We start from the raw sequence: 7,996 nt of genomic DNA, 5'->3' as shown, positions 1-7,996 counted from the left end.
CGCCGCACCGTCGAGCTGGTTCCGCTCGGCGGCGCACGCGTCGTGCCCGGCCTGCGCGGCGAGTGCGCCGGGCCGCTGGACGAAGCGCCACCGGCCGCGCCGGGAACAGACGCGCCGACGAGCGGGGCGCCGACGACCGACGGGCCGGCGCGGTGACCGCCGTGCGGCGGGACCGCTACATCGATTTGTACGGGCCGACCACCGGCGACCGCATCCGGCTGGCCGACACGAGCCTCCTGATCGAGGTGGAGACCGACCACTGCGCAGGCGGCGACGAGGCGGTCTTCGGCGGCGGGAAGGTGATCCGCGAGTCGATGGGCCAGTCGCGGGCGACCCGTGCCGAGGGCGCCCTCGACACCGTCATCACCGGCGCGGTGGTGCTCGACCACTGGGGGGTGGTCAAGGCCGACGTGGGTCTGCGCGACGGGCGGATCGTGGCGCTGGGCCGGGCCGGCAACCCGGACACCATGCCCGGCGTCCACCCCGAGCTGGTCATCGGCCCGGCCACCGAGGTCATCGCCGGGAACGGCCGGATCCTCACGGCCGGCGCCGTCGACACGCACGTGCACTTCATCTGCCCGGAGATCGTCACCGAGGCGCTCGCCAGCGGCATCACCACACTCGTCGGCGGCGGCACCGGCCCCGCCGAGGGCACCCGGGCCACCACTGTCACCCCGAACGCCTGGCACCTGGCCCGCATGCACGAGGCGCTGGACACGCTGCCGGTCAACGTGCTGCTGCTCGGCAAGGGCAACACCGTCTCACCGGAGGCGCTGTGGGAGCAGTTGCGCGCCGGCGCGGGCGGTTTCAAGCTGCACGAGGACTGGGGCACCACACCGGCGGCGATCGACGCCTGCCTGCGGGTGGCGGACGCCTCCGGGGTGCAGGTCTCCATTCACACCGACACCCTCAACGAGGCCGGTTTCGTGGCCGACACGCTGCGGGCGATCGCCGGCCGGGCCATCCACTCGTACCACACCGAGGGCGCGGGAGGCGGGCACGCGCCGGACATCATCACGGTGGCCGGCGAGCCGAACGTGCTGCCGTCGTCGACCAACCCGACCCGGCCGTACACCGCCAACACCCTCGCCGAGCACCTGGACATGCTGATGGTCTGCCACCATCTCAACCCGTCCGTGCCGGAGGACCTGGCCTTCGCCGAGAGCCGCATCCGGCCGTCCACCATGGCCGCCGAGGACCTGCTGCACGACCTCGGCGCGATCTCCATCATCGGCTCCGACTCGCAGGCGATGGGCCGGGTGGGCGAGGTGATCCTGCGAACCTGGCAGAGCGCGCACGTCATGAAGGAGCGGGTCGGCGCGCTACCCGGCGACGGCGCGGCCGACAACTACCGGGCCCGCCGGTACGTGGCGAAGTACACCATCTGCGCGGCGATGGCGAACGGGCTGGACCGGGAGATCGGCTCGGTCGAGCCGGGCAAGCTGGCCGACCTGGTGCTGTGGGATCCGGCGTTCTTCGGCGTACGACCGCACCTGGTGCTCAAGGGCGGCATGATCGCGTACGCCCAGATGGGTGACGCCAACGCGTCCATCCCGACGCCGCAGCCGGTGCTGCCGCGCCCGATGTTCGGGGCGTACGGCGCCGCGGCGGCTGCGACCAGCCTGGCGTTCGTCGCGCCGGCCGCCCTCGACGCCGGGCTGCGCCTGGACGTGCGGCGGCGGGTGGTGCCCGTCGCGGACGTGCGCTCGCGGGGCAAGGCCGACCTGCCGGAGAACGACGCGATGCCCCGGATCGAGGTGGACCCGGACACGTTCACCGTGCGGATCGACGGTCAGGTGGTGGAGCCGGACCCGGTGACACGCCTGCCGATGGCCCAGCGGTACTTCCTGTTCTGATGACGACGTCGAGCCTGCTCCTGCTGGTGGCCGACGGTCGCTTCCCGGCCGGCGCGCACGCCCACTCCGGCGGCCTGGAGGCGGCCGTCGCCGCCGGCCGGGTCACCGACCTGGCCACGTTGGAGGCGTTCCTGGCCGGCCGGCTGGCCACCGCCGGGCTGGTCGGTGCGGCGTTCGCGGCGGCGGCGCACCGGGCGGTGACGTCGGGTTCCGCCGTACGCGGGTCCACGCTGGCGTTGCTCGACGCGGAGCTGGACGCCCGGACGGCGGCGCCGGCGCTGCGTACGGTGTCCCGCCGCCAGGGACGGGCCCTGCTGCGCGCGGGCCGGGCCATCTGGCCGGAGGCGTCCTTCGACGACCTGCCCGCCACACCCGGCGGAGCGCACCAGCCGCTGGTGCTCGGGCTGCTCTGCGCCGCCGCGGGCCTGAGCCGCGCCGAGACCGCCACGGTCGCCGTCCACGGGACGGTGACCGGTGCGGCCAGCGCTGCCGTACGCCTGCTCGGCCTCGACCCGTACCGGGTCCAGGCCCTGCTTGTGGGTCTCGCCGGCCGGTGTGACGGCATCGCCGCGGCGGCGGCCCGGGCCGCCGACGACCCACCCGAGCGGCTGCCCGCGGCGGCCGCCCCGCTTGCCGACATCCATGCCGAAGCTCATGCCACCTGGGAGGTGCGTCTCTTTGCGTCCTGACACCGTTGCGCCCGAGGCCGACCGGAATCCTGCCCCGCACGACGAGACCGTTCCGCACACCCACCCCGAGCCGGGGGTGGACCCGCATCCGCCGCTGGCCCAAGCCGGCCGGGCGCTGCGCGTCGGCATCGGCGGGCCGGTCGGGTCCGGCAAGACCGCCCTGGTGGCGGCCCTGTGCCGGGCGTTCGCCGGGGAGCTGCGACTCGGCGTGGTCACAAACGACATCTACACGACCGAGGACGCCGACTTCCTCAAGCGGGCCGGTGTGCTGGACCCGGCCCGGATCCGCGCCGTGGAGACCGGTTGCTGCCCGCACACCGCCATCCGGGACGACATCGGGGCCAACCTCGACGCCGTGGACGAGCTGGCCGAGGCGGTCGGCCCGCTGGATCTGGTGCTGGTCGAGAGCGGCGGGGACAACCTGACCGCCACGTTCAGCCGAGGGCTGGTGGACCGGCAGATATTCGTGGTCGACGTGGCTGGTGGGGACAAGGTGCCGCGCAAGGGCGGACCCGGGGTGACGTCCGCCGACCTGCTCGTGATCAACAAGACCGACCTGGCCCCCATGGTGGGCGCGGACCTGGCCGTCATGGACCGGGACGCGCGGGCCCGGCGCGGCGACCTGCCGACCGTGTTCCTGTCGATCGTCGGCGACCCGGCGGCGGGGCGGGTCGCCGACTGGATCCGCCACGAACTGGCCCACCACGCGGCTCTGCACCCGGTCGCCGCGCGGGGCGGCCCGGCCTGATGCGCGCGTACGCCCGGCTGGTGGCCCAGGCCGTCGGCCCGGGCGGCACGGTCCTCGCCGAGTTGCGCGGTGAGACACCGCTGCTGCTGCGGCAGACGCCCGGGCGCGGTCGGGCCGTGATGGTGTACGTGGTCGGCGGGGCGGCCGGCCCGCTCGCCGGCGACGACCTGCGGCTGGAGATCGACGTGGGACCGGGGGCGGCGGTGCGGCTGCACACCGTCGCCGCCTCGGTCGCCCTGCCCGGCCGGCCCGGCGTCGTGTCGCGGATGGTGGTGCGTGCCGTGGTGCACGACGGCGGTGCGCTGCACTGGCTGCCCGAGCAACTGGTCGCCGCGGCCGGCTGCGCCCACCTCGCCGAGTCCCGGGTCGAGGTGGCCGCCGGGGCGAGGCTGACCTGGCGCGACGAGGTGATCTGCGGCCGGTACGGCGAGGCGCCGGGCCGCGCGGTCGTGCACACCCGGGTCGACTACGACGGCCGTCCGTTGCTGCGCCAGTCGCTTGCCGTGGGACCGGGCGCGCCCGGCTGGGCCGGCCCCGCGGTGCTCGGCGGCGCGCCGGCCACCGGGTCACTGCTGGTGGTGGACCCGTCGCTTCCCCACGAGCCCGCGACGGTCGAGGGCACCGTCGCCCGGCTGCCCCTGGCGGGCGGTCCGGCCACACTGTGGACCGCCACCGCTGCCGACGCGCACACGCTGCGCGCCCACCTCGACGGCGATCCGCTGCTCACCGAGGTGTAGTGAGGCGAACGCCGGCCGCCTCGGCGTCATCGCGCCGAGCCGCCGGGTCGAGCCGGGCGATCAGGTCGGCGAGGTGGTCGAGCAGGGGAGTGTCGGCCGGTACGCCCGCCTCGGCGAGGCTGGTGCGGACCCGCTCGTCGAGGCGGGCGTGCTCGCGGCGGCCTCGGGCGGTCAGGTGGGCCCGGATGCGTCGCCGGTCCAGCGGGTCGATCCGCCGGAACACCAGGTTCCGGTCGACGAGCTGGTCGACCAGCTTGGTGAGGGTCCCCGGCGGCAACGACGCCTCGGCGGACACCTCGCTCATCGGATGGCCCTGCCCGTCGGCGAGCAGGCAGAGCACCCGCCACGCCTCGGTGGTCAGGTCGTCGTCGGCCAGCACGGCGGCCAACCGGCGGGAGAGCAGCCGTTCGGCGCGGGTGAGCGAGCGCAGCAGATCGGCTGGCGCCCCGGGCACGTCTGACATGGAACTCCCTGGGCCGGTGGCCCTGCCATGGTAGCGACTCGTCCCGCTCCATGGAGAGCTATGGTTTTCCCACGTCGGCCGGGCAATCATGGGCTCATGTCCGCGCCGGCCCCGCCGTGGCTCACAGTCGATCGGGCCGTGGTCAGCATCGCGCTGGTGTACCCGATGCGCGGGCCGGCGGGAATGTTCGGCCCGACCTGCGAACTCTGCGCCCAGCTCGCGGTCGAGGAGATCAACGCCGGTGGCGGGGTGCTGGGCCGCGAGGTGCGGCTGGTGCCGGTCGACGGTGGCGCGCCGCCGGCCGAGGTGGCCGCCCAGGTGGAGGCGCTGGTGTCGGTGGGCGCCGTGCAGGGCGTGACCGGCTGGCACATCTCCTCGGTGCGGCAGGCGCTCGCGCCCCGGGTCGCGCACCGCGTGCCGTACGTCTACACCGCCCTGTACGAGGGCGGTGAGCGTACCGAAGGGGTCTATCTGACCAGCGAGACGCCGGACGCCCAGCTGTGGCCCGCGATGCGGCTGCTCGCGGGGGAGCAGGGCGCGCGCCGCTGGTTCGTGGTCGGCAACGACTACGTGTGGCCCCGGCGCACCGCGCGGGCGGCCCAGCGGTACGCGCTGCGCGGCGGTGGTCGCGTGGTGGGGCAGGCGTTCCTGCCGTTGGAGACACAAGACTTCGACGACGTGTTGCGCCGGATCGAGCGCAGCGAGGCCGACGCGGTGGTGATGCTGCTCGTCGGCGCGGACGCGGTGCGGTTCAACCGGGCGTTCGCGCGTGCCGCGATGGACCAGCGCTGCCTGCGGCTGAGCACCCTGATGGACGAGAACATGCTGCTGGCCAGCGGGGCGGGCGCGACGCGGCGGCTCTACAGCACGGCGGGCTTCTTCGCCGGCCTCGTGACGCCGGAGAACCTCGACTTCCACGGCGAGTTCGCCCGCCGGTTCGGGGTGGAGGCGCCGCCGCTGGGCAGCCTGGGGGAGTCCTGCTACGAGGGCGTGATGCTGCTCGCCGCGCTGATCGGGCAGGCCCGCACCCTCGACGTACGGGCGATCGAGACGGCTGCCGACACGGTGGCGTACCACGGGCCGCGCGGCCGGCTGCAGCTGCGTCGACGGCACGTGCGCCAGCGGATCTACCTCGCCGAGGCAGACGGTCTCGACTTCACAGTGCTCGCCCAGCTCTGACCGCCCGGTACCGGCCCTTGACACGTCCACCCGGCCCGGCCCTAAGATACTTCCTGCGTGAAGTATCTACCCCAGGGGTGGGTACCGCGAATGTCTGTCCACCGTCGGCGGAATCTGTCCGCCGACCATTGTGGTGGCGCAATTCTTCACCGAATTCATCACGGCTGACACCGCCTCGCACGGGGCGGTGTCAGCCGTTGCGGCGTGCGTTCTCTCCGGGTTTCCGGGAAACAGTCAATTAAGGACCGGGAAACGTCCGCGCAATCATGCCGGTCAACGCTTTGCGTGCCCATAGCCGATGCGATGACCACAGGCGACGTCCACCCGTCGACCCCGGCATCGCCAACTCCACCGGACCGCACCGACCGTCCTTTCGCTACTTGAGCGCACCGCAGGGAGATTAGATGTCACTTCTTTGGGGCCGCCGCATCCTGGCGGGGGCCATGACCCTCGTCGCCGCGGTCGCCGTGACCGCGTGCGGCAGCAAGACCAGTGACGAGGGCGGCGCGGCCGGCGTCACCGCCGACGTCTCCGGCGACACCGTCAAGGTGGGCCTGCTCAACTCGCTCTCCGGCACCATGGCGATCAGCGAGGTCACCGTCCGCGACTCCATCATGCTCGCTGTCGAGGAGATCAACGCGGCCGGCGGCGTCCTCGGCAAGAAGATCCAGCCGATCGGGGAGGACGGCGCCTCGGACTGGCCCACCTTCGCGGAGAAGGCCGAGAAGCTGATCTCCGAGGACCGGGTCGCGGCCGTTTTCGGGTGCTGGACGTCGGCCAGCCGCAAGGCGGTCAAGCCGGTGTTCGAGAAGAACAAGGCGCTGCTGTTCTACCCGGTGCAGTACGAGGGCCTGGAACAGTCGCCCTACATCTTCTACACGGGCGCGACGACAAACCAGCAGATCGTCCCCGGGCTCGACTACCTCAAGGCCCAGGGAACGAAATCGGTCTACCTGGTCGGCAGCGACTACGTCTTCCCGCGAACGGCGAACAAAATCATCAAGGCGTACGCGGCGGCGAACGGCATGACTGTGGTCGGTGAGGATTACGCGCCGCTCGGGTCCACCGAATTCGGCACGATCGTCAACAAGGTCAGGTCGTCCGGCGCGAAGGCGGTCTTCAACACCCTCAACGGCGACAGCAACGTGGCGTTCTTCAAGGAGTACAAGTCGGCCGGGCTCACCGCCGCCGCGATGCCTGTGGTGTCGGTGTCCATCGCCGAGGAGGAGGTCAAGAGCATCGGCACCCAGTACCTGGAGGGCCAGCTGACCGCCTGGAACTACTACCAGACCACGCCCGGCGCGGCGAACGGCAAGTTCGTGGCCGCGTACAAGGCGAAGTACGGCGCGGACAAGCCGACGAGCGACCCGATGGAGGCCGCCTACGTCAGCGTCTACCTGTGGAAGGCGATGGTCGAGAAGGCCGGCGCGTTCGACGTCGAGAAGGTCCGTGGCGCCTCCGACGGCATCACCTTCGAGGCGCCGGAGGGCCTGGTCACCGTCGACGGCAAGACCCAGCACATCGCCAAGACCGCCCGCATCGGCAAGGTCGGCGCGGACGGCCTGATCACCGAGGTGTGGAACTCCGGCAAGCCGATCGCGCCGGACCCGTACCTGAAGACCTATCCGTGGGCGAGCGGCCTGAGCTGACGACGCCGGCCCCGGGCGGGGTGGCCCCGCCCGGGGTTTCGACCAGCAGTACGGGAGTACCCACCGTGACAGTCCTCTTCGGTCAACTCTTCACCGGCATCAGCATCGGCGCGGTGCTGCTGCTCATCGCGCTCGGGCTGGCGCTGACCTTCGGCCAGATGAACGTCATCAACATGGCGCACGGCGAGTTCATCATGGCCGGCGCGTACACCACGTACGTGCTGCAACAGAGCATCACCGGCGCCGGCCTGTCGCTGCTGGTCGCGCTGCCGGTGGCGTTCGTGGTCGCCGGCACGATGGGGGTGCTGCTGGAGATCCTGCTGATCCGCCGGCTCTACGCCCGTCCGCTGGACACCCTGCTGGTCACCTGGGGCGTGTCCCTGATGCTGCAACAGCTCGCGCGGGACATCTTCGGCAGTCCGAACGTGCAGACCCGCGCGCCGGACCTGCTCACCGGCAACGTGGCGGTGCCCGGCGGGCTGACGGTCGCCAACAACCGGCTGTTCATCCTGGCCCTGGCCCTGGCCGCCGTCGCCGCCCTCACGCTGGCGCTGCGGTTCACCCCGCTTGGACGCCGGATCCGCGCGGTCGTGCAGAACCGCGACCTCGCCGCGGTGTCCGGCATCCCCACCGCGCGGGTCGACCGGACGACCTTCTTTCTCGGCTCGGGCCTGG

The 7,996-nt window shown here is 72.6% G+C and carries 8 protein-coding genes; 7 read left to right on the top strand and 1 reads right to left on the bottom strand.

The features are described 5' to 3' along the window. Positions 1-152: 152 nt before the first annotated feature. From KBX39_RS16505 to KBX39_RS16490, 4 genes are read left to right on the top strand one after another with little or no spacing between them, the layout of a single operon-like run. Positions 153-1,856, top strand: coding sequence for an urease subunit alpha (locus KBX39_RS16505; RefSeq protein WP_210871386.1), 1,704 nt, complete (start codon positions 153-155; stop codon positions 1,854-1,856). Continuing rightward, positions 1,856-2,545 (top strand): urease accessory protein UreF, encoded by a 690-nt coding sequence (locus KBX39_RS16500; RefSeq protein ID WP_043322844.1) that lies wholly within the window; start codon positions 1,856-1,858, stop codon positions 2,543-2,545. Before KBX39_RS16505 ends, KBX39_RS16500 begins: the two co-directional genes overlap by 1 nt. Continuing rightward, on the top strand, positions 2,535-3,293 hold the full coding sequence (gene ureG, locus KBX39_RS16495; RefSeq protein ID WP_197494839.1) for an urease accessory protein UreG: 759 nt from the start codon (positions 2,535-2,537) through the stop codon (positions 3,291-3,293). Before KBX39_RS16500 ends, ureG begins: the two co-directional genes overlap by 11 nt. After that, complete coding sequence (locus KBX39_RS16490) at positions 3,293-4,030, top strand: urease accessory protein UreD (RefSeq protein WP_210871384.1); 738 nt, start codon at positions 3,293-3,295, stop codon at positions 4,028-4,030. Before ureG ends, KBX39_RS16490 begins: the two co-directional genes overlap by 1 nt. Here KBX39_RS16490 and KBX39_RS16485 read toward each other — a convergent pair. Then, positions 4,017-4,493, bottom strand: coding sequence for a MarR family winged helix-turn-helix transcriptional regulator (locus tag KBX39_RS16485; RefSeq protein ID WP_210871382.1), 477 nt, complete (start codon positions 4,491-4,493; stop codon positions 4,017-4,019). The genes KBX39_RS16490 and KBX39_RS16485 overlap by 14 nt on opposite strands. A gap of 96 nt (positions 4,494-4,589) precedes the next feature. On the opposite strand from KBX39_RS16485, the gene KBX39_RS16480 reads away from it, so the two are divergent. From KBX39_RS16480 to urtB, 3 genes are all read left to right on the top strand, one after another. Continuing rightward, positions 4,590-5,672: a substrate-binding domain-containing protein gene (locus KBX39_RS16480; RefSeq protein WP_210871380.1), complete on the top strand. Its 1,083-nt coding sequence runs from the start codon at positions 4,590-4,592 to the stop codon at positions 5,670-5,672. Between the two features lie 443 nt (positions 5,673-6,115). Further along, entirely contained in the window at positions 6,116-7,321 is a 1,206-nt protein-coding gene (gene urtA, locus KBX39_RS16475) for an urea ABC transporter substrate-binding protein (RefSeq protein ID WP_247660278.1), read from the top strand. Between the two features lie 65 nt (positions 7,322-7,386). Then, positions 7,387-7,996 (top strand): urea ABC transporter permease subunit UrtB (urtB, locus tag KBX39_RS16470; RefSeq protein WP_210871378.1); only part of this gene is annotated, 610 nt, incomplete at its 3' end.

The sequence above is a fragment of the Micromonospora sp. D75 genome (assembly GCF_018070405.1).
Taxonomy (GTDB): Bacteria; Actinomycetota; Actinomycetes; order Mycobacteriales; family Micromonosporaceae; genus Micromonospora; species Micromonospora chalcea.
Note: the sequence above shows the minus strand (reverse complement) of the source record. Positions and strands in the feature narration are given on the sequence as shown.